Raw genomic sequence first — 26,159 nt, forward strand, 5'->3', positions numbered from 1 at the left:
GCTCCTCATGCCTGCACCAGTGGGCCGGGGTTCTTCAGGTAGTGATCCTTGATGGCCTGGGCGGCGAACAGGGTCAGTGCACCGATCAGGGCCGTGGGGTTGGCCTGGAAGTTCTGCGGAAAGGCGTTACCGCCCGGTACGAAGACGTTGTGCACGTCCCAGCTCTGCAGGTAGCGGTTGAGCGCACTGGTTTTCGGGTTGTCGCCCATGACCGCGCCGCCCACGTTGTGGGTGGACACGTACTTGGTGATGTCCCAGTGCGAGTCCATCGCCAGGAAACTCTCGGAGACGCTGTCCGGCCCCAGCTCGCGGGTGATGTTCTGGACGATGCCGCGCAGGTATTGCTGCAGCTTCAGCTCGTTCTCCTTCCAGTCGAAGGTGATGCGCAGCAGTGGCTGGCCCCATGGATCCTTGTAGGTGGGGTCGAGGTCCAGGTAGTGGCCGCGGTAGGACATGCAGCCGGTGGAAATACTCACCTTCATGGAGTGGCCGTACCAGTCGCTCATGCCGTCTTTCCAGCCCTGGCCCCAGGCCGGCGTGCCGCCCGGCAGCGCGGTGCCGATCGGCGTGCCGGTGGCCTGCGAGCTGTGGATCTTGGCGCCGCCGATGAAACCCAGCGAAGGGCCGTCGTAGTTGCCCGGCGAGATGTCGTTGAACATCTGCCCGGTGGCACCGGCCGTGGCGAACGGATTGAACTGCTTGTCCTTGAAGAACAGGGTCGAGCCGCCGACGCTGAGGTAGGCGTAATCGCGGCCGATGGTGCCCGTCTCGGTGACCGGGTCGTAGGGCTTGCCGATTCCGGAGAGCAGCATCAGGCGCACGTTGACGAACTGGAAGCCGGCCAGCACGACGATCTTCGCCGGCTGGAACACCCTGTTGCCGTGTTCGTCGGCATAGGTGACGCCGCGGGCGGTCTTGCCATCGGCGTGCAGCTCGACGCGCAGCACGTTGGCCCGGGTGCGGTAGGAGAAGTTGTCGAGGCGCTTGAGGGCATCCATCACCGCTGTCTGCGGCGAAGCCTTGGAGTAGTTCAGGCAGGGGTACTTGCTGCAGTAGCCGCAGTAGTTGCACGGCGCGATCTGGTTGCCGTAGGGGTTGGTCCAGGCCCGCGAGACGTTGGCCGACGGGTTGGGAAACGGGTGATAGCCGAGCTTGCGCGCGGCGTCGGCGAACAGCTTGTTGTTGAGGGTGTCTTCCAGCGCTGGCAGCGGGAACGGGTTGGAGCGCGGGCCTTCGAACGGGTCGCCGCCTTCGATGATGCGGCCCTGCAGGTTGCCGGTGTTGCCCGACAGCCCGCAGATCTTGTCGAACTTGTCGAGGTAGGGCTCGATCTCGTCCCAGGTGAACGGGTAGTCGCCGATGCGCATGTCGTCCTGCAGGATGCCCTTGCCGTAGGCCTGGTCGGCGTAGGTCTTGAGCTTGATGTCGATCGGCGTCGGGCGGATCAGTACGCCGGTCCAGTGCAGGCCTGAGCCACCCACGCCGGTGCCGGGCACGAAGGCGCCCCACTTGCGCGTCGGCAGGGCGGTGCCGTGGCTGTTGTGGCGGACCGTCAGGGCGCCATCCTTGGGGCTGACCATGACCTTGTTGCGTACCGCGTAGGCGTACTGGTCGGCAGGCTTGGGGTAGGCGAAGTCGGCATTGTTGCGATCTTCCCCACGCTCCAGGGCGCGTACTTTCAAACCTGCCTGGGCCAGTTCGATGCTCATCAACGAGCCGGTCCAACCCAGGCCGACTACGACGACATCGACGTCGTCATTGGTAATGTCTGACATAAAAAACCTTGCTTGCTGAAACGCTGCGCGAAAAGAAAATCAGCCGCGGTCGCCGTTGAGGCTGACCGGCCCGAGGGGATACTTGACGTTGTGCTGGGCGACCCATTCCAGGTAGCTGGCACGGGCGCCCGGAAAGCCGATGGCGATCCACGCCTTCATGCCCTTGTTGCCGCCGTAGATCGGGTCGGACAGGTAGCCCTGCTGGGAGAGCGAGAGCATTTCGCTGAAGAACAGCTTGGAGCCGAGCACCTCTTCGCCGAAGGCCGCGAAGTCCACCTCACCGGCTTCGAGCTTCTTCAGCACGCTGTCCTGGGTGGTGGCATCGAGCAGGGCGAAGCGCTCGTGGTGGGCGTGCTCACACCAGGCATCCACGGCCTTGATGCCGTTGCGATAGATCTGCTGCGGCAGGTACGGAATCTGGTAGCCGAGGGTCGCCGGCGCGGCGAGGTCGAAGGGGCCTTCGAGGTAGATTTCGCTCCCCAGGTCGCTCGCCAGCTGCTGGTCCATGAATACCGGGACGTTGGTTTCCAGGGCACCGGGGGCGCTGCCGCCAGGGGGAATCAGACGGTCGCAGGCGGCCATCATGAAGGTCCACTCGGTGGCGCTGAAGAAGGTCGGTGTATAGCTGTCGAGGGCTGGCGCGATCATCTCGGCAGCGGAGGCTGCGCTGAGGCCTTTGATGGTCACGCCCAGCGCGGGGAGGGCGATCAGCGAGGAAAGCAGAAACTTCCTTCGCGAAGTGGGTTTGGACAACAACATGTAGAGGCCACCTATGACTGCTCACAAGAAAGCCGGATGTTGCAGGGCCAGGGGCCTGGCACCTCACGTGCGGTCCAACTCCCAGCGCGAACAGGATGGCGACAGCCGTAGCCTCCACTGCAGTAGGCTAAGGCTTTCAGGTTCTGGAGGCTGCCGTGGGCGGTCTGCGGCTAGGGCCGGAGACCATGACCAGTGCGGGCAATCTGTGGGCAGTGCGGCTCGCGCGCATCTGCTTGCTCCACGTCAGGCTGTATCCAGAACAGGGCTGGCAGCCCTTGGCGGCCGCTCTAATTGTGCTTCATTCACATCGGGACAGCTGGCGTGCAAGAGGCATCATCCAGCCCAACATCGAGGGGTGCGATACTCGGGTATCGTCTGCTCATCACGGTGGGTCGATGCTAACAGTCGAGGCTGAATGTAACAAATAGTTTCTCGATGGCGTGTCAAGCGGGCACACTGTCGCAGCTTCCCGCCCGCTCTGCACCGGTCATTTTCGCACCACCTAGTTTGGTCATTTATTTGACCACTCGTTCAAGTATGAATAGGGTGTCAGCCCGTTTACCCCGCCGAGTAGTTATGTCCAGCCGCTCGAGATTGCCCGCCACCGTCTACCTGCTGGGGGCCACCATCTTCTCGTTGGTCACCGCCGAATTCATGGTTGCCGGCATGATGCCTGCCCTGGCCGATGCGTTCTCGGTCAGCCTGGCGCAGGTCGGCAACCTGATCGCTCTGTATGCCCTGGGCATGGCCCTCGGTGGCCCGCCGGTGACGCTTCTGCTGCTCTCGCGCGGCATCAGCAACAAGCACGCGCTGATCGGGCTGCTGACCGTCTACGTCGCGGCCGGCGCACTGGCCGCAGCAGCGCCGAACTACCCGGTACTGGCGCTGGCGCGGATCATCATGGGGGTGGCCAGCGCTGCCTGTATCGGCCTGTGCATGACCGTGTGTGCCGCGATGGTCGAGCAGGCGGCGCGCGGCAGAGCCATTTCGGTAGTGCTGGCAGGCCTGATGCTTTCCCCGGTCGCTGGCGTGCCGCTGACCGCCTGGGTCGAACAGCACTACGGCTGGCGTGCCAGCTCCTGGGTGGTGGTGGCGCTTGCACTCGGTTGTACCGTTCTGGCCGCCATGCGCCTGCCGTCCAGCTCGCCGGGTGGCGAGGCGGGTCTGAACCGGCAGTTGGCCTCGCTGAACAACCGCAGCCTGTGGGGCGCCTACCTCACCAGCGGGCTGATCATCGGTGCCACCTTCGCGGCATTCAGCTACTGCGCGCCCATCCTGATCCACGAGGTCGGTATCGCCCCGGCACAGGTGGCACCGCTGCTGGCACTCTACGGCGTGGCCAACCTGCTGGGCAACATGGTCGTCGGGCGTTTTGCCGATCACCATACGTTCGCCGCGCTGGGCTGGGGCCTGGCCCTGCTGGTGCTTGCCTTGACGGGCTTCGCCCTGGCCGGCGATCTGCTCTGGCTGAACCTGGGCTGTTTCATCGCCCTTGGTTTGACGGGGGTGGCGCTCAACCCGGCGATGGTCGCGCGGGTGATGAAGGCCGCCGAGTCCGGGGCGCTGGTCAACACCCTGCACACCTCGGTGATCACTGCCGGGCTGGCGCTGGGAAGCTGGGCCGGCGGTGCGGCGATCGAGGCCGGGCATGGCTTGCGTGCTCCACTGTGGGTCGGCGCGGGATTGGCACTGCTGGGATTGCTCAGCCTGGTGCGCCCGGTGGCGGCGAACAGGCTGGCGCGCGCTTGCGCTTGAGGGCTTCGGGACCGAGACTGCCCGCCATCGTGACAACCACGCACGCGTTCCGGGAGAGATCGAATGGCAGACAAGCTGCACACCTATGACGTTCTGGTTGCCTGGACGGGTAATCAGGGCACGGGCACCTCTTCCTACCGTGGTTACAGCCGAGCGCATAGCATTCAGGCGCAAGGCAAGAGCCCCATCGACGGCTCTTCCGATCCGAGCTTTCGGGGTGATCCGGCGCGCTGGAACCCGGAAGAGTTGCTGGTCGCGTCCCTGGCCGCCTGCCACAAGCTCTGGTACCTCGGCTTGTGCGCTGGAGCCGGCATCGTGGTCACCGCCTACGAGGACAATGCCCAGGGCGCCATGCTCGAACAGGACGATGGCGCCGGCCAGTTCACCTCGGTGGTATTGAGGCCGAAGGTGGTGCTGGCTTCCGGTTCCGATCTCGAGCGCGCCAGGGCCCTGCATCACCAGGCACACGAGATGTGCTTCATCGCCCGCTCGATGAACTTCCCGATCAGCCATGAGCCGGAGCTGTCGATCAGCCCGGACAACTGAGGCGGCACCCCGCGCGCGCGGGCCGACCAGGCCGGTCAGGTGCTCATCAGTTCGCGCACGCGAGACACCAGCGCCTCGATCGCGAATGGCTTGGTCAGCACCTGCATGCCGGGCCCCAGGTGGCCATTGCCGATGGCGGCGTTTTCCGCGTAGCCGGTGATGAACAGGGTCTTCAGGGGCGGGCGGATGTCCCGTCCGGCGTCGGCCATCTGCCGGCCATTCATGCCGCCCGGCAGGCCGACGTCGGTGATCAGCAGGTCGATCTGCACGTTGGAGCGCAGCACCTTCAGCCCCGCGACACTGTCGGCAGCCTCGACCACGGTGTAGCCGAGATCGCTGAGCACATCGGTCAGCAGCATGCGTACCGTCGGCTCATCGTCGACCACCAGGATCGTCTCGCCGGTTTCCGGCTGCGAGGCCGACGTGGTGACGGTTTCGCTGCTGTCTTCGCTGACGTCGCCGTGATAGCGCGGCAGGTAGATGCTGATGGTGGTTCCCTGGCCGATCATGGAGTGGATGCGTACCTGCCCACCGGATTGCTTGGCGAACCCGTAGATCATCGACAGGCCGAGCCCGGTGCCCTGGCCGATGGGTTTGGTGGTGAAGAACGGGTCGAAAGCCTTGGCGATGACGTCCGCAGGCATACCGGTGCCGGTGTCCGTCACGGAGAGGCAGAGGTACTGCCCCTCGGGAACGTCGTGGGCGCGCGCGGTATCGCGGTCGATGCAGCGGTTGGCTGTCTCGATGGTGATGCGACCGCCGTCGGGCATGGCGTCACGGGCGTTGATGCACAGGTTGAGAAGCGCGTTCTCGAGCTGGCTGGCATCGGCCAGCGCGGTCCACAGGCCGATCGCACCGACTGTCTCGAGCGCGATGCTGGGGCCGACCGTGCGCTGTATCAGCTCGCTCATGCCGGTCACCAGCCTGTTCACGTTGGTCGCCTGCGGATCCAGCGTCTGCCGGCGCGAGAAGGCCAGCAGGCGGTGGGTCAGGGACGCGGCGCGCTTGGCGGCGCCCTGAGCGGCCTCCATGAACTTGTCGATATCGTTCAGGCGGCCCTGGGCGACGCGGATGCCAAGCAGTTCCAGGGAGCCGGAGATGCCGGCCAGCAGGTTGTTGAAGTCGTGCGCGAGGCCGCCGGTCAGTTGGCCGACGGCTTCCATCTTCTGTGACTGGCGCAATTTCTCCTCGGCCTGCATCAGCTCGTTGGTGCGCTCGGCCACCCGCTGTTCCAGGGTCTCGTTGAGCACTCGCAGCGCGGTGATGGCGCGGTCCCGCTCGGCCTCCACGGTACGCCGCTCCTCGACGTCGATGAGCACGCCCGGGAAGCGCAATGGCGTGCCATCCTCACCATGGTCCACGCGTCCATTGGCCTCGATCCAGTAGTACTGGCCGTCTGCGCGTCTGACCCGATATTGATGCACATAGGCTCCCCCGCGGCGGGTCGCCTCGTCGACCGCGGCGATCATTGCGTCGCGGTCATCGGGATGCACGGTGGCGATCACCTGCTCGAGGTCCAGGCCTTCACGGCCTATGCTCGGGTCGAGGCCGAACGCGACGGTGAAGGCTTCGTCGACCGTGAAGCGGTCGGCCTGCAGATCCCAGTGCCAGGTGCCGATGATCGCACCGGCGGCGAGTGCCAGTTGCACGCGTTCGACGTTCTCGCGGGCGATGGCTTCGCTGATGCGCAGGTTTTCCTGAGCATTACGCCGCTCGGTGACGTCGTTGAAGAAGATGCCGATGGTTCTCTCGTCGGGCTCGCCGACCCGTACCGCTCGCACGTCGAACCAGCGCTCGAACGCCTTGGCATAGTTTTCGAAATTGGTCGGCTCGCCGGTTGTGGCGACGTGGCCGTACATGTCGAACCAGAACTGTTCCAGATCCGGCGCGTATTCGGTGACCCACTTGCCGCGCAGATCGACTCCGGCCTGCCGCTCGAACGCCGGGTTGACCTCGATGAAGCGGTAGTCCACGGGGCGGTCATCGGCATCGAACTTGACTTGGACGATGGCGAAGGCCGCTTCGATGGTGTCGAGGATGGTTCGGAAGCGCTCTTCGCTTTTGCGCAGGGCGATCTCGGCCCTGTGCATCCTGGTGAGGTCGAGCATGGCGCCGATCATGCGCACGGCGGCGCCGTCGGCATTGCGGATCACGTGGCCACGATCGAGCACGTCGGCGTAGCTGCCGTCCTGGCGCTGGAAGCGATAGCCGTCGCTCCAGTCCGTGCCGTCGCCATCGATGACGGCATGCAGCGCTGCCTCGATACGCGGCCTGTCATCCGGGTGGATGCGGGCCATCCACCAGTCGCCGCTGCTTTCGACGCCGGTCAGCGTGTAGCCATAGGCGTCTTCCAGCGCTTCGTTCCAGAGCACGTGGTTGGCGGCCAGATCCCAGTCCCAGACGGCGTCATTGGTCGCCCTGGCGGCGAGCCGATAACGCTCCTTGGTCTCTTCTACCGTCTGGCCTGCCAGGTGCTCGGTGGTGCGGTCGCGGAGGATCTTCATGAAGCCGAGATGCACGTCACCCTCGTCGTAGAGGGGCAGCAGCTCGCCCGAGGCCCAGAAACGCTGCCCGCCCTTGCGCAGGTGCCAGCGCTCGTCAGCTGCCCGCCCGTATTGCCGGGCACAGTGCATCTCGTGCTCGACCCTGCCCTTGGCGCGGTCTTCGGGCGTGAAGAAAATCCCGGCGTCCTGGCCGCGCATTTCCTCCAGAGTCCAGCCCATGATGTGCGTCGCGCCCTGGTTCCAGTCGGTGATGAACCCGGCCGGGTCGGTCAGCACGATGGCGAAGTCGATGGCGCTCTCGAACACCGCGCGCTGTCTCGCTGCCTTTCTGGCCTGGTCCAGCGGGTTGGTCTGCCGGGAGGTGTCAACCCCTGGGCAGGAGTGGCCAGGCGCCGTTTCGGGGGCGAAGCGTTGCTGCAGGGCGGGCTGTGCATCCGCCCCTGTCGGATCGATGCCCGCTGTTTCGAGGATGGTACGCAGCCTCAGCACTTCTGCTTGCAGTTCTTCACGGCTCAGGTTTTTCAGAATGGCCCCCACTTACCCATGCATTGAACGGTGGTCTTGTCGCGCCGACGCAAAGCCCATCAGGGCACCTAAAGAACTACTTGCCTTGTCATCGCAGCGTTGAAAACAGGCGCGTGTGCGAGCCCAGTCAACAGGCTCATTTACAGCTCGCAAGCTCCGTTTTTTCGCCCGTTCTGGTGGGGCCGCCTAGGTCTCGCGCTGACTGCCTCGCCTATGTTCCTAGAAGTGCTATTACAGCCTAAAAATCACGCCTCATACTGATCCTTATTGCTGATTTACGTGCCGGAAACTTGCTGTCGCCACCACAGATCCGAGAGGACCGAGCTGCGGCATCATTCGTTGGATAGGAAATCTGTTGGGCTTTTATGGGCTCGACCCGATTGGTTCTTCAGGCTGAGCAGGTATCAGGGCCGCTCGGAGCGCGCCACGCAGGCTGCCCGGCTGCGTTGGCCGGCCGCCCTGGCGAAGAGCGTTCGCGCATGCACAGGCTGCTGCGTCGTTGCGCGAACATCCTGCTGATTCCCGGGACCTCATCGGTCACCCATCGGCGTGAAAACCCCGCAGTGGCCGAGCTGCAGCTGTCGGACGAGACATCGGCAGAGTTGAACGCCATCGCGGACTGATCCCGCCTGGTGCCGTATCGCAAGCAGTCCTGATTCGCCATACCAGGCGTGCTTCGCTGCCCGCGCGCCTGAGATAATTTGCAATGAGTCGGCACTTGAGTGCGTCGTCGCGCCTGATAAATTGGCGCGGCGGCACCGGGCCCCTCTGACAGCTGAACAGCTGCCATGTCGGAGTTGCAGTTTGTACAACTCTGACTTAGGAGGGGCTTATGAGCACCCTGGAACCGTTCCTGCTGGCCGAATTCCTCGGCACCGCCACCTGGTTGTGGCTCATCTTCATCACCATCGTCATCAGCCTGCTGGTCTTCGACCTCGGGGTGCTTCACCGTGAGCACCGCGAAATCGGCGTCAAGGAAAGCCTGCTGCTGTCCGCCGGCTACATCACTGCCGGCCTGCTGTTCGGCCTGTGGGTCTGGCACATGAAGGGCGCCACCTCCGGTGTGGATTTCTATACCGGTTTCCTGATCGAGAAATCGCTGTCCATGGACAACGTGTTTCTCATGGCGATGATCTTCAGCTTCCTGGCCATCCCGCGTAAGTACCAGCACGAGGTGCTGTTCTGGGGCATCCTCGGGGTGATCGTGCTGCGCGCGATCATGATCGGCCTGGGCGCCGCATTGATCGCCGAGTTCAGCTGGATTCTCTACCTGTTCGGCGCCTTCCTGCTGCTGACCGGCGTGAAGATGCTGTTCAGCAAGGTCGACGATCACCCGGACCTGTCCGAGAACAAGCTGATCAAGTTCGTGCGCAAGCGCATGCGGGTCACCGACCGCCTGCACGAGGGCCGCTTCTTCGTGCGTCAGCCGGATGAGAAGGGCCGTATGGTGCGTTGGGCCACGCCGCTGTTCCTGGCGCTGGTGCTGATCGAGTGTGCCGACCTGGTGTTCGCGATCGACAGCGTGCCGGCGATCTTCGCCATCACCCAGGACCCGTTCATCGTCTATACCTCGAACATCTTCGCGATCCTGGGGCTGCGCGCGCTGTACTTCGCCCTGGCAGCGATGATCCATCGCTTCGCCTACCTCAAGTACGCCCTGGCTCTGGTGCTGGTATTCATCGGCGGCAAGATCTTCCTGGTCGGCATCATCGGCAAGACCCCGCCGGTGGTCTCGCTGAGCGTCACGCTCGGCCTGCTGATCGGTGGCGTGCTGCTGTCGCTGTGGAAAACCCGCAACGACCCGCCAGCCGTCGAAGCCGAAACGCCCCCTCAGTAACGCTCTTGTGCCCCGGCGTGCCGGGGCCTTCATCCGCTCTGGAGATGCCCCATGAATCCATCACCCATCGCTGCGCTGGCGCTGGTAGCCGTGATCGGCCTGACCACGGCGGGTTGCGATGTCGCCGAAGAGTCGGCGCAGAAACTCACCGACAAGGCCGAGCAGGCCGTGCAGGACATCGCCCGCGAAGCGCTCAGCGACACCCTCAACGCCTTCAACGAGCAGATCGACCAGGTGCAGAAATCCACCAGCGAACTGCTCGGCCAACCTGAAGACGAAGCGGGCAAGAACCAACCCGAACGCGAAGCCGAGAGGCCGTCGCCTTCCTTCAAGGAGGGCGTCGAGACCTGAGTTGGGCTCCATTGTCATGCTGGTAAAACCGCAACAGGGCAAGGGCTGCCATCCACCCAAGGGTAAGAATGGTCGCTTGCCCTGTTGCTTTCTCGCTGTGCCAGGGCACAGGCGCAGCGCTTTATCACTGCACCCGTTGCGCGGTTCTGCAGCCGCTTCACGCGTGGCCTTGGCGCTGTCCAAAGCGTTCCCGATAGAACGAAGGCGCCAGGCCGACCACCTTTCGAAACGCTACCCGAAAGCTCTCCACCGAACTGAAGCCACAGCGCTCAGCGATCTGCTCGCTGTTCAGGCTGGTGCTCTCCAGAAGTGCTCGGGCCTGTGCCATGCGCATGTGCTGCAGCCAGCTCTTGGGTGACAGGCCGGTGGCTTCGCTGAAACGGCGCAGGAAGGTACGTTCACTCATCAGGGCTCTGTTCGCCAATTGCTTGATCGAGAGGGGCTCGTGCAAATGCTGCCGTGCCCATTCCAGCACTGCAGAGAGATCGTCCCTGGGCGCCTGCGCGACCGGCGCGGGAATGAATTGCGCCTGTCCACCCGAGCGCTGCGGCGCCATCACCAGGCGGCGTGCCACCGAGTTGGCGATGTGAGCGCCGTAATCGCGCTCGACCAGATGCAGGCATGCATCGATACCCGCGGCGCTGCCCGCGGATGTGATCACCTGTCCGCTGTCCACATAGAGCACCGAGGCATCGACGTCGATGGCGGGGAAGCGCCGTGCGAGTTCATCGGTGTAGCGCCAGTGGGTGGTGGCACGCTTGCCGTCCAGTAGCCCGGCTGCGGCCAGCACGAAGACCCCGGAACAGATCGACAGCAGTCGGGCTCCTCGTGCGTGTGCGGCTCGCAGCGCTTGCAGCAGTGCGGGCGGTGGTGGCTCGTCACGGCTACGCCAGCCGGGAACGATGATCGTGCGCGCATCGTTCAGCGCCTCGAGGCCGGCATCGGCGGTGACCTGAATACCGCCCAGTGCTCGCATCGGGCCATTGTCCACGGCGACGATGCAGTGGCGGTACCAGGTGAAATCGAACTCGGGGCGAGGCAGGCCGAAGACCTCCACGGCTATGCCGAATTCGAACGTGCACAGGCCGTCATAGGCGAGAACGGCGACCAGACCAGGGGGGGCTTCATGCATTTGGCGGAAAACTACCAGTCGATGTCGAGTTCGCCACTGTAGCGCTGTTCGCGGCATCTCTACAGTGGTGGCTCTTTCCACCATCGAGTAATCAGCATGTCCAGCCTCGTCAGTGAAACGCCTGCCGCCGAACCAGCCTTGGCGCTCGCGCATTTCAGCCGCCGTCTGAGTGTCGAAACCGACTGTTCCGACGTCCACCACAGCCAGCAGGCCGGTGAGGTGGATTACCTGCTGGTCGACGTACGCAGCCCACAGGCATTCGCCAGCAGCCATGTCCCTGGCGCTATCAATATTCCCAGCCGCCAGATCACGGCCGAGCGGATGGCTGATTTTCCCGCCGAGACGTTGTTCGTCGTGTACTGCGCCGGCCCCCACTGCAACGGCGTGCACCGTGCCGCGGTGCGTCTGGCGAGCCTGGGGTATGCCGTCAAGGAAATGATCGGCGGCGTCACCGGCTGGCTCGACGAAGGGTTGCCGCTGGCGGGGACTCACCCCGAGCGCAGCGGCAATGCCGGCGCCATCTCCTGCGCATGTTGAACGAAGGCTGCAGAGTACGTCCGGCCAGGGTGGCCGACGTTCCGCCGCTGCTCGAACTGATGCGTGCCCTGGCGGTTTTCGAGGGCTACATCGATGAGTTTCGTGTCGATGAGCCCGCCTTGTTGGTCCGTGCCTTCGGGGCCGACCCGCAGTGCCAGGTGTTCGTCGCCGAACAGCAGGGGCAACTGCTGGGGTACGCCGTGGTGCTGGAAATTGCCTTTACCTTCGATCTGCGTCCCACGCTGCTGTTGAAGGAGCTGTACGTCGCCGAGGGGCAGCGCGGCAGCGGCCTGGGCAAGGCCCTGCTGCAACAGGTCTCTCGCTTCGCACTGAGCATCGGCGCCGGACGTTTGAAGTGGGATGTCCTGACGGGTAACGGCCGTGCCGAAGCCTTCTACCAGCGACTGGGCGGCAGGCCTGACAGCAAATGGACGGGCTACCGGATGGGCGTGCCTGAACTCGAACAACTGGCTCTGGCGAGTGACGCCTGAGCGACGCGCCGGTAAGCCAGGAGTGCGCTCAGAAACACGACTGCGGCGCCGCACAGTGCCACGCCGAAACCCGCAGAAGCCTGCGTCAGGTCTACCACCTGACCCGAGGCGAAGGCGCCTGCGGCCACGCCGACGTTCAATCCGGCCAGCAGCCAGGTCATCCCTTCAGTGAGCTGGCTTTCCGGCACGGCGCGTTCGATCAGGGACATGGCTACGATCATCGTGGGCGCGAAGAACAGACCCGCGACGAAAACGCTGGCAGCCAATGTCGGGATGCTGTCGACCAGCAGCAGAGGCAGGGTGGTGAGCGCGGTGGCGGAGCCACCGATAAAAAGCAGGCGGTGCATCGGCGTGCTTGACCTGAGGGCTCCGAACAACAGACCTGCCAGGCAGGAACCCACTGCGTAGGCCGACAGCACCAGACTCGCCGCTGCCGGGTTACCCGCCTGATCGGCGAAGGCCACGCTGACGATATCCACGGTACCGACGATGACCCCCAGGCCTACCATCAGCAACGTCAAAAGACGTACGTCAGGCAGATGAATCACCGCGCTCGAGCGAGCATCGGCAGTGTCTCCCGTCTTGCTGGGCGGCTCGCTCGCGCGCTGCACGACCAGCGCGAACACGCCAATGCCCAGCAGCAGGATCCCGGCCATCAAGCCTGCCTGAGGAAACACCGCCACGCTCAGCCCTATGGACAAGGGCGGGCCGACCACGAAGGTTACCTCGTCGAGCACGGTCTCCAGAGAAAAGGCTGTCTGCAATTGCGCCTGGCCACGGTAAATGGCCGTCCAACGGGCACGGATCATCGCCGAGATGCTGGGCATGGCGCCCGCCATCAGTGCCCCGATGAACAGCACGGCATCGTGCATCTGCAGCCAGGTGGCGACCAGTAACAGCGCCAGACCGGCAATGCATGTTGCAGCGGCACCGGACAATACCCGGGACTGGCCGTGGCGATCGACCAGACGCGAAATCTGCGGCGACAGCAGCGCATAGGCCAACACGAAAGAGGCCGCTACCGCGCCGGCCAGCGCGTAGCTACCGCGCAACTGAGCCAGCATGGTGATGATGCCGATGCCCGTCATCGGCAAGGGTATCCGGGCCACCAGCCCGGCCAGCACGAAGCCTTTCGAGCCCGGCGCAGCGAATAGTTCCAGGTAGGGATTGGCCATTTCATTCTCCTCTTGCAGGGGCACCAGCCGGGCCAGCAGATATTTACATACGTAAGGTATGTATAAAATCATAGATTCATACGCTTCGTATGTAAATAATGGCCTGCTTGCCCCATGAGGAGAAAACCGATGGCTCGCCGCACCCGTGCCGAAATGGAGAAAACCCGTTCAGCCTTGCTGGTCACTGCCCGCAGGGTGTTCTGCGAACGCGGTTATGCCGAGACCTCGATGGATGAGCTGACCGCGCAAGCAGGTCTTACCCGCGGAGCGCTCTACCATCATTTCGGCGACAAGCAGGGGTTGCTGGCCGCCGTAGTGGCGCAGATCGACGCCGAGATGGATGCCCGCCTGCAGGCCATTTCCGGTAGCAGCGCAGATGCATGGGCGGGGTTTCGCGATCGCTGCCGGGCCTATCTGCAAATGGCCCTGGAGCCTGAAATCCAACGCATCGTTCTGCGTGATGCGCGTGCGGTGCTCGGCGGCGCCACGCCCGATTCGCAGCAGCACTGCATCCATTCCCTGCAGCAACTGATCGTGGGGCTTATCCAGCAGGGCATCGTCGCCGACGCCGATCCGCAGGCATTGGCACTGCTGATCAATGGCAGCCTGGCGGAGGCTGCCTTCTGGATAGCCAGCGACGAAGACGGCAGTGCCCGCCTGGCATGGAGCCTGGCCGCTCTGGAGCTTCTGCTCAGGGGCCTGCTCGTCGAGCGCTAGTGGCCACCGGCGCAAACGGCGACGTGAGCAGGCAGCACAACGTCTTCACGGCTCTTGAGGCCTCACTGCCTTATTCCGTTCCTGGTGAATGGATGTATCGCTTCGCTCACCCGCGCTACGGGCGCAGGCAATCCACCACGATGCGCGTCGTCGGGATTTGCCATGTGCGCCGTTGCCCGACAGAATCGCGCGCCGAAGCGGCGCAACCTGCCTGGCTGCCGTGGTGAAAAGAGGTTGGAGTTGAACGAGCGAAGCTTGTCCGAGCGTCTCGAACGCGTGGCGGTCCATGTGCCGGTCGGCGCGCGGCTGGCCGATATCGGCTCGGACCACGGCTATCTGCCCGTGGCGCTGATGAACCGTGGCGTCATCGACGCCGCGGTGGCTGGCGAGGTGGCCATGACACCGTTTCTGGCTGCCGAGCGCACCGTGGACGAAAACCATCTGGGCGCGCGCATCAGCGTGCGCTTGGCCAGTGGGTTGGCGGCGATCGAGCCGGCAGACGGCATCACGGTGGTCAGCCTCTGCGGCATGGGCGGTGAGACCATCCGCGACATTCTCGAACGCGACAAGAACCGTCTGAGCGGCGAGGAGCGCCTGATCCTGCAGCCCAACGGCGGCGAGCAGCCGCTGCGCCAATGGCTGATGGACAATGGCTACCGCATCCTCCACGAAGACCTGCTGCGGGAACACCGCTTCTACTACGAAATCATCGTCGCCGAGCGTACCGGGCCGGTTTCGTACAGCGCCAAGGAGCTGTACTTCGGTCCCCTGCAACTGCGCGAGCGCAGTCCCGTCTTCCTGGCCAAGTGGCAACGCCTGTTGCAGTTGAAGCGGCAGACACTGGCCAACTTGGGCCAGGCACGGCAGCGCGTGGCCGATGAGACGGTACGGCCGCTCGCCCAGCAGGTCCGATGGATCACCGAGCTGCTCGCGTGAGCCGCGCCGGAAAGAGATTCGCCAGCCAGCCTGTCTTGAGCGCAGCAATACCCGGGACGACGATCGACAGGTCGCGCGGCGCTCAACCACGGGCTACCGGGCCGAAATGCACCGTTGCGAGTAGCCTGGGATCGGCATCCCGAGCCACCCGGCGAGGCCCTGCCCGATCGATGACGGTGGATAAAAAATACGGATTCTTTACGCTCTCGTGATGTTTATAAGTCGATTTCTGGACAAATCCCGTCGATAATTTTCCGGCAGCGGAGGAAATCCGCATCCGCAGATGCGTAAGCGGCAGCAGTTCCAGGCTTCATCTGGAATAACCCAGCCCTCTCAATGAGCCAGACGTAACCCCCCATGTTCGAATTATTCAGCGGGCTCGATGCCTGGTTGGCGCTGAGCCTGGCACTCGCCCTGCTCTTCGTCCTTACCTTCGAATTCATCAACGGTTTCCACGATACGGCCAACGCGGTCGCCACGGTCATCTACACCAAGGCCATGCCGCCGAACCTGGCGGTGGTCATGTCGGGCATCTTCAACTTCCTGGGGGTTCTGCTGGGCGGTGTCGGGGTGGCCTATGCCATCGTCCACCTGCTGCCGGTCGAACTGCTGATCAACGTCAACACCGGCCATGGTCTGATCATGGTGTTCGCGCTGCTCGCCGCGGCCATCGCCTGGAACCTTGGAACCTGGTACTTCGGCATTCCGGCCTCCAGCTCGCACACCCTGATCGGCTCGATTCTCGGCGTCGGCCTGGCCAATGCATTGCTCACCGACATCCCCCTTGGCGATGGCGTGAATTGGCAGAAAGCCATCGATATCGGCTTGTCGCTGATCTTTTCGCCGGTCGCCGGGTTCGTCGTCGCCGCGCTGCTGTTCCTCGCGTTCAAATACTGGATGCCTACGCCAAAGGTGCACAGCACGCCGGTCACGCGCAAGGAAACCAAGGGCAAGAACAAGCCGCCGTTCTGGAACCGCCTGGTGCTGATCGTTTCCGCCATGGCGGTGAGCTTCGTGCACGGCTCCAACGATGGGCAGAAGGGCATCGGCCTGATCATGCTGGTGCTGATCGGCATCGTGCCGGCCAAGTTCGTCCTCGACCTGAACAGCACCACCTACCAGATCGAACGCACCCGTGACGCGGCCATCCACCTGGGGGATTTCTACCAGCGCAACGCGCCGACCCTCAGCGAGTTTCTGGCCCTTGGCAAACCGGGCAACGGTGAACTGCCGAGGCAGTTCCGCTGCGACCCACAGCTCACCGAACCGACCATCGCTGCATTGCTCAAGACGCTGGACGGCGTCAAGGACTACCACAGCCTGAGCGAAGAGAACCGTATCGATATTCGTCGCTACCTGCTGTGCCTCGACGATTCGGCCAAGAAGGTCGGCAAGTTGCAAAGCCTGCCGGCGCGGGAGAAGTCCGACTTGGACAAGTTGCGCAAGGACCTCACCGCCACCACCGAATACGCGCCCTTCTGGGTGATCCTCGCCGTGGCCCTGGCCCTGGGCATCGGTACCATGGTCGGTTGGAAGCGCGTGGTGAAGACCGTCGGCGAGAAGATCGGCAAGCAGGGCATGACCTACGCCCAGGGCATGAGCGCCCAGATCACCGCCGCCTGCGCCATCGGCCTGGCCAATGTCTACAGCCTGCCGGTCTCCACCACCCATGTGCTGTCATCCGGCGTGGCGGGCACCATGGTCGCCAACCGCAGCGGCCTGCAGGGCAGCACCATCAGCAATATTCTGCTGGCCTGGGTGCTCACGCTGCCCGCCTCGATGGCGCTGGCGGCCGGGCTGTTCTATGGCGCGACGCTGATCTTCGGCTAGCGCCGGCCCCCGCAAACCAGGTACCTGCCGAGCAGGTGCCTGGTTTTTTGGCCTCTCAACAAATCCACTCGTATTCGCTCTGCACGCCCTGCCGGTTTCAGCGAATGCCTGACCAAACGCCACTGCCCGACACCGCCAAGGTACCGACCTCGCCATGGCATCGGCTGCCAGCCTCCAATGTCCAGACCGTCAGGGCGAAACAACCTGTTGACCCTTCACGGCAGGGCCGCATCGCTATGCCCAAGCAGCGTCGCCGAGCGCGGCGCAGCGGCTTGGCGCCGCTGCGCTCTGCAGGGTCAGAGGATATTGATCGGGTAGTTGATCAGAATTCGGTGCTCGTCCGCGTCGCGCTGATTGCCCACGGTGGAGCGCAACTGCGCGTGGCGAAGCTGGATGTTGAGGTTCTTCGCTGGGCCGGACTGCACGGTATAGGCGAGGGTCACGTTGCGTTCCCACTCTTTCTTGTCACCGTCGACCGCTTTGATGTGCGAGCCGCTTTCGTACATGCCGACGAAGGTCAGGCCGGGCACACCGGCACTGGCGAAATCGTAACCGTAGCGCACTTGCCAGGTGCGTTCACCGGCGCGCTGGAATTTGCCGATCATCGATTCCGTCATGAAATAGGCAGAGGAACCATCCCCCTGGTTGAGCCATACGGCATCGCTGTCGCCGCTGACCACCTGGTAGCCGGCGGCGAAGGTGTGACCCTGAATCAGGTAGGAGAACAGGGCGCTGGTCATGCGGCTGTCGACCTCGCCCCTGGTCACGCCGTTGCCATAGTAGCCATTGGTGTAGAAAGCCGAGTCATGGCCGTTGGCGCCATCGGAGCGGTTGTTGAAATGGCGCAGGTCGCTGCGCAGCGTGCCTTCGCCGAGTTTCAGGTCGTACAGCACACCGACGAAGTGCTGTTTGTAGAAATCTTCGAGGTTGCCGTAGTAGTACTGCAGGGTGAGGTTGTCGAGCGGCTTGTAGTCGACCCCGGCGTAGTAGAACGTGTTGACGAACTCGCCCGTCAGCGGGTTGTTCGCGCCGGGAATCGACATGCCCATCTGGTTGCTCGAACCGCGGCCCATGACATGTTCGAGCTGGCCGGCTGTGAAGGTGAAATCATGCAGATCCCTGGACTGGATCTGGCCGCCACGGAAGGTCTGCTGCAGCATACGATCGGTGGACACTACCACCGGTAGCTTGGGAATCAGTGTGCCGTAGCGCAGTTCGGTTTCGGCGAAGCGCGCTTTCAGGGTGCCGCCCAGGCTGCCGAACTGATCGACCGCACGGCCATCGCTGTCGGTGGGGAATACGTTGCCGTTGAAGTTGCTGCTCTCGGGGTTGTAGTGGCGGCCTTTGCCCGAATCCAGACGGATGCCCCACTGGCCGATGAGATCCACGCCGAAACCGACCGTGCCTTCGGTGAACCCTGACTGCACGTTGAGCATGAAGCCCTGACCCCATTCCTGGGTGTAGCTCGGGTCTGCGCTGCCGCTGCGGTTGTCGGCATTGCTGAAGAAATTGCGCGCCAGGATGCTGGCCTTGGTGTCTTCCACGAAACCTGCCGCCTGGCCCTGTTGCGCGATGAGCAGGCCGCACAGGCCTGTCGCTAGCATGGGCGCGCGATTGAATCGCTCCATCGTGTTCATCCTCTGGTTGTCGTTGAGTGTTGTGAGAGGCAGTCGAGTGTCGGCAGTCAAGGTTGTTGTTTTTCGGGAGCAACAGGAGCCCGCACGCGCGGTAGCGCCACCGGCGGCAAGCGATACAGAACGATCAGGGCCAGAACGCCGAGGGCGGCGCAGAGCAGCAGACCGACGCCGATCGCTTGGGCGAGGGCGCCGCGCGCGAGCATCAGTAGCGGTGTCTGGGCGTCGCTGGCCACCTGCTGCAACAGCACCTGGGGATCGGCGAATTTCGCCAGGGCATTCCCTTCACCTGCGGCGATCAGGCTGCGCTGCAGGGTGCTGGCGTAGAGCAGCTTGACCAGCACGGCCATCATGGCCGTGCCGAGCAGGCCGCCGACCAGGCGCAAGGACTGGGTGAGTGCGGTGGCGATGCCGAGGAACTGATGCGCGGCGAGCGTCTGGGTGAATACCGTGAGGTTGAGCAGGATGAAACCGAGCCCCAGCCCGGCCAGCAGGATCAGGCCAAGCAGCAGGTTGAAACTGGCCGACAGGCCGACCCAGGCCAGCCCCAGGCAGGCTGCCAGCAGTGCGCAGAAGCCCATGAGCGGCAACAGGTTGGGGTTGCTCATGCGGGTGACGATACGGCCGTTGACGATGGCCCCGAGGGTAATGCTCAGGGCCAGCGGAGTGATCAACAGACCGGCGTCCTGCGGTGAATAGCCATAGCTGCCCTGCAGCAGCAGCGGCAGGTAATACAGCAGGGTGAACATGATCGCGCCGGCGAGCATCGATAGCACGAACAGCAGGCGCAGGCTCGGTTGCGTGAATAGCGCTTTCGGTAGCAGGGCGAAGCGGCAGCGCCGTTCCCAGCGCCACAAGGCGAATGCGGCGCTGCACGACAGTGCACCGAGCAGCGAGCACAGCAGCAGGTCGGCCTGCTCCAGGCGTTCGACGAACAACTGCAGGCTGCCCAGCACCAGCACGATCAGCAGTGCCCCGATCCAGTCGAGGTTCATCGCCGCCCCGGTCTGCGGGCGATACCAGGGCAGGAAGCGCCAGGCGAAGAACAGGGCCAGTGCGCCCAGGGGAATGTTCAACCAGAATACCGAGCGCCAACCGAACTCGCCGGTGAGGTAACCGCCCAGCCCCGGCCCGATGGCGTTGACCACGCTGAACATGGCGCTGAGCAGTATCTGCCAACGCAGGCGCTGGCGGGTATCTGGGAACAGCTCGGGCACGCAGGCGAATGCCGTGCCGATCAGCATGCCGCCGCCGACGCCCTGCAGGATGCGGCCCATGACCAGCACCAGCATGCTGTCGGTGAGGGCGCAGCCCAGCGACGCCAGGGTGAAGATCACAGTGGCGGCGAGGACGAATGGCTTGCGGCCGTAGTAGTCGCCCAGGCGACCGAAGATCGGAATGGTGACGATGGAGGCGAGCAGGTAGCCGGTGGCGACCCAGGCGTACAATTCGAAGCCCTGCAGCTCGTTGACGATGCTTGGCAGCGCGTTGCCGATCACTGTCTGGTCGAGTGCCGAGAGCATCAGCACCAGGGAAATACCGAGCATCGCCAGCAGCGACTGTGTGAACGTCATCGGCGGCTGGCTCGGCATCGTCATGGTGCTGTGCTCAGCGCAACTCGGCCACGGCTGCTGCGATCCGCGTGCAGCCGGTTTCCAGGGTTTCGATGGCCGTGGCGGTGGACATGCGGAAGAACGGCGCCAGGCCGTAAGCGGTGCCGGCAACCACCGCGACACCCTGGCTTTCCAGCAGGTACAGCACCACGTCGGTGTCGGCTGCCAGCACCTTGCCGTCGGGCGTACGTTTGCCGAGCAGAGCGCCGCAGTTGACGTACAGGTAGAAGGCGCCCTCCGGCTTGATGCAACTCAGGCCGTCGATGGCGTTGATCAGCTCCAGGCAGCGGTCGCGGCGTTGCTGGTAGACCTTGACGCTCTCGCCGACGAAGCGCTGATCGCCTTCCAGCGCCGCCACGGCGGCGGCCTGGCTGACCGAACAGGCATTGCTGGTGGACTGCGACTGTAGGGTGGCCATGGCGTTGATGATGTCGCTCGGGCCAGCTGCGTAGCCGATTCGCCAGCCGGTCATTGCATAGGTTTTCGATACGCCGTTGATGATCAGCACCCGCTCGCGCAGAGCTGGCTCGATACTGAGCAGGTGACTGATGGGGCGCTCGTCGTAGCGGATGTGCTCGTAGATGTCGTCGGTCATCACCAGTACGTTCGGGTAGTCCAGCAGCACGTCGGCCAATGCACGGTATTGCTCGGCACTGTAGGTGGCGCCGGTCGGGTTGCTCGGTGAGTTGAGCAGCAGCCAACGGGTGCGCGGGGTGATCGCGTCGCGCAGTTGCGCAGCGGTGAGCTTGAACTGGTTTTCTTCCGGGCAGGGCAGGGTCACCGGCCGGCCGTCGCAGGCCAGCACCATGTCCGGGTAGGAGACCCAGTAAGGCGCAGGGATCAGCACCTCGTCATCGCTGCCCAGCGTCGCGGCCAAGGCATTGAAGATCGCCGCCTTGGCACCGCTGGTCACCACCACCTGGCTGGCCGGATAACTGAGACCGTTTTCGCGCTCCAGTTTGGCGGCGATGGCATCGCGCAGCGCTGCCGTACCGGCGTTGAGCGTGTAGCGCGTTTCGCCGTTCTCGATGGCCTGGGCGGCTGCCTGGCGAATGTGTTCCGGCGTGTCGAAATCGGGCTCACCGACCACCAGATTGATGATGGACTTGCCCGCACGACGCAGTTCGTTGGCCCGGTCGGCGGCAGCGCTGCTGGGGGAGGGTTTGATGCGAAGTACGCGGGCAGCGATGCGGGAAGCGGTCACGGGAACGATCCTCGGTTAAGGCCTTGATGAGGGTTACGTTACGACTGGGCTGCACGGGCGCCATAAGACGAGTTCGTTCTGGTTTGATAGGAAGTGCTTATGGATAGCGCTGCGCTTGTCGCGCACCAATGCTGTGCGACAGCTGGGGCCTAGGCTCCAGAACGGGGAATATTGGCTGCCGAGGTGCAGTCATATGAAACGCTTATGCCTGGCCTGGCGCGCCTTGGATAGGCCTTGGCTCGCCTATTGCTCTGTCCGGGCTACTGATCCGTACACAGCGGTGCACCTTGAACCTTCGTCGCCTCAAGTATTTCGTCAAGATCGTCGACATCGGCAGCCTGACCCAGGCAGCCGATGTGCTGCATATCGCCCAGCCCGCGTTGAGCCAGCAGCTCAGCACCCTGGAGTCCGAGTTGCAGCAGCAACTGCTGATCCGCACCAAGCGCGGAGTGACGCCGACCGAGGCCGGCAAGGTGCTGTACGGCCATGCTCAGGTGATCCTGCGCCAGTGCGAACAGGCGCAGAGTGACGTCAATGCGAGTGGTCTTGCCTTGTCTGGCCCGGTGTCGGTGGGGCTGGCGCCGGGCACCGCGGCGTCGGCGTTGTCGCTGCCATTGCTCAAGCGCGTGCGCGAAAAGCACCCGGGGATCCTGCTCTATCTCAACGAAAATTTCGGGACCACCCTCAGCGAGCTGATCATGAACGGCCGCATGGACATGGCGGTGCTCTATGGCGGGCGCGAAGTACATGGCCTGAGCTTCATTCAACTGATGCGCGAGCCGCTTTGTCTGGTCAGCGCGGAGCCCGCTCTGCAAGGCCGCGAGCGGGTCACCCTGAGCGAGGTAGCAGCCTTCGAACTGCTGCTGCCGCGCACCTACAACGTGATGCGCCGGCTGGTCGACGAGGCCTTTGTGCGCATCGAGATGAGCGCTCAGGTGGTCGCGGAAATCGAGTCGTCCACCACCCTGGCCGCTGCGGTTGCCGATCACTTCGGTTCGACCATCCTGCCGGAGTCGGCTGCCCAGGTGCTGGCCGATGCCCATGGCCTGTACCTGAGTCGCATCGTCGAGCCGGACATCGACGCGCCGCTGGCGCTGTGCCTGTCTGGCCACTTGCCGCTGTCGGTGCCTGCGCAGGCGGTCAAGGCGATCCTTCTCGAGCTGGTCGCGGAAATGCGCACGGGCCGCCCGCCAGCGGAGGGCGAGGGGTCATAAGGTCGTCTTATCTCCCCACAGCCAAACCGTCTTGGCCGCTGCGAAATGGCCTCGATACATTGCCCTCAGCCAATTTTTCATCGGCAGGGGCCATAGATGAAACCCGAACGCATAAAAGCATTGATCGACCTGATGGCCGAATCCGACCTGAGCGAGCTGACCCTTGGCGAGGAGGGTGCTCAATTGCGTCTGCTGCGCGAGCACGGCCAGTTTGCGAGCGCTTGCGTAGCGGCGCCGGCAGTGATTTCTCGACCCGCCAGCAGCACGCCGCAGGTGCAGGTGCAGGTCAGCGGCTACCAGGCCAAGGCGCCGCTACACGGCATCGTGCATTTCACCCCTGCGCCGGATCAGCCGCCGTTCATCGAGGTTGGCGCGCAGGTCAAGGCTGGCCAGACCCTGGCGGTACTCGAGGCGATGAAGATGTTCCACCCGCTCAAGGCCGAAGCCGACGGTGTGGTCGAGGCGATCCTGGCGGCCAGCGGCACCGAGGTCGAGGCTGGCCAGGCGCTGGTGCGTATCGCGTGAGCAGGGGCGGGAGAATGCTGATGTTCGACAACGTATTGATCGCCAACCGTGGTGACCGGCCGCAACGCGGCGCAGCGGCGCAGCCAAAGTGCCCGGCGGGCGTAGCCCGTGTGGGCGGTCTCAGCCCGGAGAACCACGATGTTTGACAAGGTACTGATCGCCAACCGGGGTGAGATCGCCCTGCGTGTGCAGCGCGCCTGCAAGGGCCTGGGGCTGAAGACGGTGGCGGTGTATTCCGAGGCCGATCGCGATGCCCGCTACGTACAATTGGCCGATGAGGCGCTGTGTATCGGCCCGGCGTCGCCAGGGCAGAGCTACCTGAACCAGCAGGCGCTGCTGGACGCTGCACAGGTCACGGGGGCTCAGGCCATTCACCCCGGCTATGGCTTTCTCTCCGAGAACGCCAGCTTCGCCGAGCGTATCGAACAGGCCGGCATGACCTTCATCGGCCCCAGCGCCGAATGCATTCGCACCATGGGCGACAAGGTTGCCGCCAAGCGGGCCATGCGCCTGGCCGGCGTGCCCTGTGTGCCAGGGCCTGACTCCAGCCTGCCAGGCGACCCACGGGCGATCCAGGCGATTGCCGAGCAGATCGGCTATCCGGTGATCGTCAAGGCTGCAGGCGGTGGTGGCGGCCGTGGCATGCGCGTGGTCCAGGACGCTGCGCAACTGCTTGATGCCATCGCCGTGACGGGTGAGGAAGCACGCCGGGCGTTCGGCAACCCGGAGCTGTACATCGAGAAATTCCTTGGCCATCCGCGCCATGTCGAGATTCAGGTGCTCTGTGATGCCTATGGCACTGCGCTGTGGTTGGGGTCGCGGGATTGTTCGATGCAGCGCCGCCATCAGAAGGTGCTCGAGGAAGCCCCCGCACCCGGTATAGATCCGGCGCTGATCGCCCAGGTCGGTGAACGCTGCGCCGAGGCGTGCCGGCAGATCGGTTATCGCGGCGTCGGCACCTTCGAGTTTCTCTTCGAGAACGATGCGTTCTTCTTCATCGAGATGAACACGCGGCTGCAGGTCGAGCACCCGGTAACCGAGGTGACCACCGGTATCGATATCGTCCAGCAGCAGATCCGCGTGGCCTTGGGCGAGCGCCTGAGCCTGGGCCAGGCGGACATTCGCACGGTCGGGCACGCGCTGGAATGCCGGATCAACGCCGAAGATCCGCGCACCTTCATGCCTACTCCCGGCCAGGTCAGCGAATGGCAGTTGCCGGGCGGTATCGGCGTGCGTGTCGATTCACATGTCAGCCAGGGTTATCGGGTACCACCGTATTACGACTCGATGATCGCCAAGGTCATCACTCAGGGCGCGACCCGTGCCGAGGCGCTGGCGCGCATGCGGCTGGCCCTGAGCGAAATGGCCGTGGGCGGCATCTCCACCAACATCGCGCTGCACCGCGAGATCCTTCAGGACTCGGCGTTCTGCGAGGGCGGTGTGGACATTCACCACCTTGAACGCTGGCTGCAGCAGAGGGCTTCGCAATGACACCGCAGATCAGCCTGCTGGGCACCACGGCCCTGCTGTTCGAGGCACCCGGCGAACTGCAACTGGTCACTCAGCAGCGCATCTGGGCCCTGGCCCGCTTGGCGAAGGACTGGCCCGCGGTGCATGAAGCGGTACCCGGCATGAACAACCTGATGCTGAGTTTCGCCACACCGCCCCGTGATATCGCCGGCCTGCGTGCTCGGCTGCTCGAAGGCTGGGAGCGTGTTGCGCCGCTGCCCATCGAGGGTCGCATCGTCGAGTTGCCGGTGGTCTACGGTGGCGAAGACGGCCCTCACATGGCCGATGTCATCGCCCATACCGGCCTGGATATCGAGACCATCGCCAACCTGCATAGCGAGCCGCTATACCCGGTCTATGCCCTGGGCAGCCACCCGGGCTACTGCTACCTGGGCGGCATGGATCCACGTCTGGCCACGCCGCGGCGCCAGGTGCCGGTACTGAACATCGGTGCTGGCGCCGTTTCCATCGGCGGCGTGCAGACCGGTATTTCCGCGTCGGCCGGCCCCAGCGGCTGGAACACCATCGGCCGCACGTCGATGGTGTTCTTCGATGCCGAGCGAACGCCACCGGCGATCCTGCAGCCGGGCGATCAACTGCGTCTGCGTATCGAGAGGATTATCCGATGATCGAGATCATCAGCGCCACGGCACTGGCTACGGTTCAGGACCTTGGCCGCCACGGCAGCCTGGGATATGGCGTCGGTACTGCCGGTGCGATGGATGCGCTGTCCCTGCAGCTCGGCAACCTGCTGCTGGGCAACGATCCTGGCGCCGCCGGCATCGAGATTCCACTGTTTCCCTTCGAGGTGCGTTTCACCGAAGACTGCACTTTCGCCATCACCGGTGCCGCCTGCGCCGCACGTCTCGATGGCCAGCGTCTGCCGCCCAACTGGGTGGCGCACGGGCGCAAGGGTCAGGTGCTGAAACTGACGTATCCGAGTTCCGGCAGCCGTGCCTACCTGTGCCTGGCTGGCGGTGTCGACGTGCCGCAGGTGCTCGGCTCGCGCAGCACTCAGTTGCGCGGCGCCTTCGGTGGTTGGCAGGGGCGTGCGCTGGAGCGTGGCGACATCATTCCGGCAGCCCACGCCGGGCTCGACCGGCCCGCCGACTTCGGCGTCGAATCGGCGCTCGCTGCCTTGCCCCTGAGCGTGGATGGCCGTGCCGCGATCCGCGTATTGCCTGCTGCGGAGTTCGAGTGTTTCAGCGCTCAGTCGAGAGAGGAATTCTTCGCCGCCGAGTGGAAGATCACCCCACAGAGCAATCGCTATGGCTATCGCCTGGACGGTACGCCCCTGCTGCCGGAACGGCCGCTGGAGATACGCTCCCACGGCATCGTGCCGGGGGTGATTCAGGTTCCCCACGGTGGCCAGCCGATCGTGCAGATGCGCGATGCGCAGCCCAGCGGCGGCTACCCGAAATTCGCCACGGTGATCGACGCGGATATCTGGCGACTGGGCCAGGCCGCCATCGGCAGCAAGGTGCGTTTCGTCGCCTGCAGTTATGACGAAGCCCTGGCTGCGCTGGAGAGCAACCGGGCATTCATCGAACGCACCCGCCAGCAACTGGCGCGGCGCACGTGAGGACATCG

Annotated in this window: 24 protein-coding genes; 16 read left to right on the plus strand and 8 right to left on the minus strand. The window is 64.2% G+C overall.

Going from position 1 to position 26,159, the window contains the following annotated elements; genetic code table 11:
• Positions 1-5 precede the first annotated feature (5 nt).
• Positions 6-1,775: a GMC family oxidoreductase gene (locus BLR94_RS14780; protein WP_084306799.1), complete on the minus strand. Its 1,770-nt coding sequence runs from the start codon at positions 1,773-1,775 to the stop codon at positions 6-8.
• 39 nt (positions 1,776-1,814) lie between these two features.
• Positions 1,815-2,534: a gluconate 2-dehydrogenase subunit 3 family protein gene (locus BLR94_RS14785; protein WP_084306801.1), complete on the minus strand. Its 720-nt coding sequence runs from the start codon at positions 2,532-2,534 to the stop codon at positions 1,815-1,817.
• Between the two features lie 576 nt (positions 2,535-3,110).
• Here BLR94_RS14785 and BLR94_RS14790 point away from each other — a divergent pair.
• Positions 3,111-4,289 carry an MFS transporter gene (locus BLR94_RS14790; protein ID WP_084306803.1) on the plus strand — a complete coding sequence of 393 codons (1,179 nt, stop codon included), beginning with the start codon at positions 3,111-3,113 and terminating at the stop codon, positions 4,287-4,289.
• 63 nt (positions 4,290-4,352) lie between these two features.
• On the plus strand, positions 4,353-4,835 hold the full coding sequence (locus BLR94_RS14795; protein ID WP_084306805.1) for an OsmC family protein: 483 nt from the start codon (positions 4,353-4,355) through the stop codon (positions 4,833-4,835).
• A gap of 35 nt (positions 4,836-4,870) precedes the next feature.
• On the opposite strand, the gene BLR94_RS14800 is transcribed toward BLR94_RS14795, so the two are convergent.
• Positions 4,871-7,876 (minus strand): PAS domain-containing hybrid sensor histidine kinase/response regulator, encoded by a 3,006-nt coding sequence (locus BLR94_RS14800; protein ID WP_090423717.1) that lies wholly within the window; start codon positions 7,874-7,876, stop codon positions 4,871-4,873.
• Between the two features lie 467 nt (positions 7,877-8,343).
• Here BLR94_RS14800 and BLR94_RS27205 point away from each other — a divergent pair, with 467 nt between their 5' ends.
• From BLR94_RS27205 to BLR94_RS14810, 3 genes are all read left to right on the plus strand, one after another.
• Positions 8,344-8,487 (plus strand): hypothetical protein, encoded by a 144-nt coding sequence (locus BLR94_RS27205; RefSeq protein WP_244158179.1) that lies wholly within the window; start codon positions 8,344-8,346, stop codon positions 8,485-8,487.
• A 209-nt stretch (positions 8,488-8,696) separates the two neighbouring features.
• Positions 8,697-9,701: a TerC family protein gene (locus tag BLR94_RS14805; RefSeq protein WP_084306807.1), complete on the plus strand. Its 1,005-nt coding sequence runs from the start codon at positions 8,697-8,699 to the stop codon at positions 9,699-9,701.
• A 51-nt stretch (positions 9,702-9,752) separates the two neighbouring features.
• The gene (locus BLR94_RS14810) at positions 9,753-10,052 is read left to right on the plus strand and encodes a hypothetical protein (protein WP_084306809.1); all 300 of its coding nucleotides are present in this window, start codon (positions 9,753-9,755) and stop codon (positions 10,050-10,052) included.
• Positions 10,053-10,209: 157 nt separating this feature from the next.
• Here BLR94_RS14810 and ftrA read toward each other — a convergent pair whose 3' ends face one another.
• Positions 10,210-11,184, minus strand: coding sequence for a transcriptional regulator FtrA (gene ftrA / locus BLR94_RS14815; RefSeq protein ID WP_084306811.1), 975 nt, complete (start codon positions 11,182-11,184; stop codon positions 10,210-10,212).
• Positions 11,185-11,280: 96 nt separating this feature from the next.
• Here ftrA and BLR94_RS14820 point away from each other — a divergent pair, with 96 nt between their 5' ends.
• Positions 11,281-11,721, plus strand: coding sequence for a rhodanese-like domain-containing protein (locus BLR94_RS14820; RefSeq protein WP_084306813.1), 441 nt, complete (start codon positions 11,281-11,283; stop codon positions 11,719-11,721).
• Positions 11,722-11,750: 29 nt separating this feature from the next.
• Entirely contained in the window at positions 11,751-12,212 is a 462-nt protein-coding gene (locus BLR94_RS14825) for a GNAT family N-acetyltransferase (protein WP_244158181.1), read from the plus strand.
• On the opposite strand, the gene BLR94_RS14830 is transcribed toward BLR94_RS14825, so the two are convergent.
• On the minus strand, positions 12,158-13,387 hold the full coding sequence (locus tag BLR94_RS14830) for an MFS transporter (RefSeq protein ID WP_084306817.1): 1,230 nt from the start codon (positions 13,385-13,387) through the stop codon (positions 12,158-12,160). The two genes, BLR94_RS14825 and BLR94_RS14830, sit on opposite strands and share 55 nt — an antisense overlap.
• Before the next feature lie 129 nt (positions 13,388-13,516).
• Here BLR94_RS14830 and BLR94_RS14835 point away from each other — a divergent pair, with 129 nt between their 5' ends.
• From BLR94_RS14835 to BLR94_RS14845, 3 genes are all read left to right on the plus strand, one after another.
• Positions 13,517-14,104, plus strand: coding sequence for a TetR/AcrR family transcriptional regulator (locus BLR94_RS14835; RefSeq protein ID WP_084306819.1), 588 nt, complete (start codon positions 13,517-13,519; stop codon positions 14,102-14,104).
• Positions 14,105-14,344: 240 nt separating this feature from the next.
• A complete protein-coding gene (locus BLR94_RS14840; protein WP_279615861.1) occupies positions 14,345-15,040 on the plus strand; it encodes a tRNA (adenine(22)-N(1))-methyltransferase in 696 nt (231 codons plus the stop codon).
• Between the two features lie 357 nt (positions 15,041-15,397).
• On the plus strand, positions 15,398-16,870 hold the full coding sequence (locus BLR94_RS14845; RefSeq protein WP_084306823.1) for an inorganic phosphate transporter: 1,473 nt from the start codon (positions 15,398-15,400) through the stop codon (positions 16,868-16,870).
• Between the two features lie 296 nt (positions 16,871-17,166).
• Here BLR94_RS14845 and BLR94_RS14850 read toward each other — a convergent pair whose 3' ends face one another.
• The 3 genes from BLR94_RS14850 to BLR94_RS14860 are packed head-to-tail and all read right to left on the minus strand — an operon-like array spanning position 17,167 to position 21,321.
• The gene (locus BLR94_RS14850) at positions 17,167-18,498 is read right to left on the minus strand and encodes an OprD family porin (RefSeq protein WP_084306825.1); all 1,332 of its coding nucleotides are present in this window, start codon (positions 18,496-18,498) and stop codon (positions 17,167-17,169) included.
• A 56-nt stretch (positions 18,499-18,554) separates the two neighbouring features.
• A complete protein-coding gene (locus tag BLR94_RS14855) occupies positions 18,555-20,102 on the minus strand; it encodes an MFS transporter (protein WP_084306827.1) in 1,548 nt (515 codons plus the stop codon).
• Between the two features lie 10 nt (positions 20,103-20,112).
• Positions 20,113-21,321, minus strand: a complete 1,209-nt coding sequence (locus BLR94_RS14860) for an aspartate transaminase (RefSeq protein WP_084306829.1) — start codon at positions 21,319-21,321, stop codon at positions 20,113-20,115.
• A gap of 287 nt (positions 21,322-21,608) precedes the next feature.
• Here BLR94_RS14860 and nac point away from each other — a divergent pair, with 287 nt between their 5' ends.
• The 6 genes from nac to BLR94_RS14885 all read left to right on the plus strand — a co-directional run bounded on the left by nac (position 21,609) and on the right by BLR94_RS14885 (position 26,151).
• Positions 21,609-22,535, plus strand: a complete 927-nt coding sequence (gene nac / locus BLR94_RS14865; protein ID WP_084306831.1) for a nitrogen assimilation transcriptional regulator NAC — start codon at positions 21,609-21,611, stop codon at positions 22,533-22,535.
• Between the two features lie 96 nt (positions 22,536-22,631).
• Positions 22,632-23,060, plus strand: coding sequence for an acetyl-CoA carboxylase biotin carboxyl carrier protein (locus BLR94_RS14870; RefSeq protein ID WP_084306833.1), 429 nt, complete (start codon positions 22,632-22,634; stop codon positions 23,058-23,060).
• Between the two features lie 20 nt (positions 23,061-23,080).
• Complete coding sequence (locus BLR94_RS28190; protein WP_279615862.1) at positions 23,081-23,206, plus strand: hypothetical protein; 126 nt, start codon at positions 23,081-23,083, stop codon at positions 23,204-23,206.
• Positions 23,199-24,551: an acetyl-CoA carboxylase biotin carboxylase subunit gene (gene accC, locus BLR94_RS14875; protein ID WP_084306835.1), complete on the plus strand. Its 1,353-nt coding sequence runs from the start codon at positions 23,199-23,201 to the stop codon at positions 24,549-24,551. Before BLR94_RS28190 ends, accC begins: the two co-directional genes overlap by 8 nt.
• Positions 24,548-25,198 carry a 5-oxoprolinase subunit PxpB gene (gene pxpB, locus BLR94_RS14880; RefSeq protein WP_084306837.1) on the plus strand — a complete coding sequence of 217 codons (651 nt, stop codon included), beginning with the start codon at positions 24,548-24,550 and terminating at the stop codon, positions 25,196-25,198. Before accC ends, pxpB begins: the two co-directional genes overlap by 4 nt.
• Positions 25,195-26,151 (plus strand): 5-oxoprolinase subunit C family protein, encoded by a 957-nt coding sequence (locus tag BLR94_RS14885; RefSeq protein WP_084306838.1) that lies wholly within the window; start codon positions 25,195-25,197, stop codon positions 26,149-26,151. The genes pxpB and BLR94_RS14885 overlap by 4 nt, the downstream gene beginning before the upstream one ends.
• The last annotated feature ends 8 nt before the right edge of the window (positions 26,152-26,159 follow it).

The sequence above is a fragment of the Phytopseudomonas flavescens genome (assembly GCF_900100535.1).
GTDB lineage: Bacteria > Pseudomonadota > Gammaproteobacteria > Pseudomonadales > Pseudomonadaceae > Aquipseudomonas > Aquipseudomonas flavescens.